At 82.1% G+C, this 1,257-nt stretch carries 1 pseudogene; it reads right to left on the reverse strand.

Going from position 1 to position 1,257, the window contains the following annotated elements:
* Positions 1–1,257, reverse strand: a pseudogene (locus tag ACJOT3_RS34500) (hypothetical protein); the annotation flags it as partial.

Raw genomic sequence — 1,257 nt, forward strand, 5'->3', positions numbered from 1 at the left:
GCGGCCGCGCCGCAGGTCCCGGGTGACGCGCACGGCGCCCACGGCCAGGGCCGCGGCGGCCGGGGGCCACCAGGCGCCCCGCAGGGCCCGGGACGCGTCCCGGGCCTGGCGCGCCAGTCCGGCCGCGACCGCGGGGGCGGTCCGGTCCGGGGGCGCGCCCGCGGCGGCCAGCGCCGCCACCCGTGCCCCACCCCCGGCGGCGGCCAGGGCCGCCGCCGACAGCGGGCGTCCCAGGAGCAGTGCGGCCAGGGCCGCGGCGCCGGTCGGGGAGAGTTCGGGGCCGGCCGCCCGGGTGCCGCGCAGGCGGGCCAGCCGGGCGGCGGCCGCGCCGGTCTCGGCGCAGGTCCGCAGGTAGCCGCCGAGGTCGGTGAGCGGCGGTGCCGTCACCCGGGCCCGGGGTTCGTGGCGCACGGAGAACCCCCGGTCGGCCAGCGACCACAGCAGCGCGTGCTCGGCGCCCGCCCCCAGGGCCGGGTCCAGGGGGGAGGGACCGCACGGCCGGTGGGAGGGGGCGCGCCGGAGGCGTCCGTCGGGGGTGTGCTGGTTCCCGGCGGCCGGGGAGGGGCCGGGCGACGGGTGGGAGTCGGTGACGGCGGAGCGGCGCAGGACCAGGGCGGTGACGGGACGCAGCGGGTCGCCGGGGTCGGCGCCGGCCGGGCGGGCGCGGTCGGGGGCGGTGTGCCCCCAGGGCAGCACGGGTGCGGGGTCGGGTCCACGGTCGGGGCCGATCCGGGCCGCGGCGACGGCGGCGACGGCCGCGGCGCCCGCCCCGGCGGGGACCGAGCGGTCGACGAGGGTACGCGGCAGGACGGCGGCGACGTTCGGGTCGGCGAAGTGTCCGGCGCACGCCTGGAGCCAGCCGGGCCGCGGCAGGTGTCCGGCGTCGATGAGGGCGACGAGGTCGGCGTCGGAGACGGTGAGGGCGAGTGCGCGGGCCGCGGCCCCGCCCACGGGGACGGGCAGGACGCGGGCGCCGCGGAGCCGGGCGGCCCGGGCGGCGGGTCCGGTGGCGCCGACGACGATCGGCTCCGCGTCGGGGTGGAGTTCGGCGAGCCGGTCCAGGGTGGCGGTCAGTCCGCCGGCGGCGCCGCGGTCGATGACGATGATGTCCGCGGTGAGGCCGGTGCGGGCCCCGACCGGGTGAGAGGGGGAGGGACCGCGCCGAAGGCGTCCGTTGAGGGTGGTGGAGGGTGACGAGAGGGAGGGACCGCGCCGAAGGCGTCCGTTGAGGGTGGTGGAGGGTGACGAGAGGGAGGG

Source organism: Nocardiopsis protaetiae (assembly GCF_045446735.1).
Classification (GTDB): Bacteria; Actinomycetota; Actinomycetes; order Streptosporangiales; family Streptosporangiaceae; genus Nocardiopsis; species Nocardiopsis protaetiae.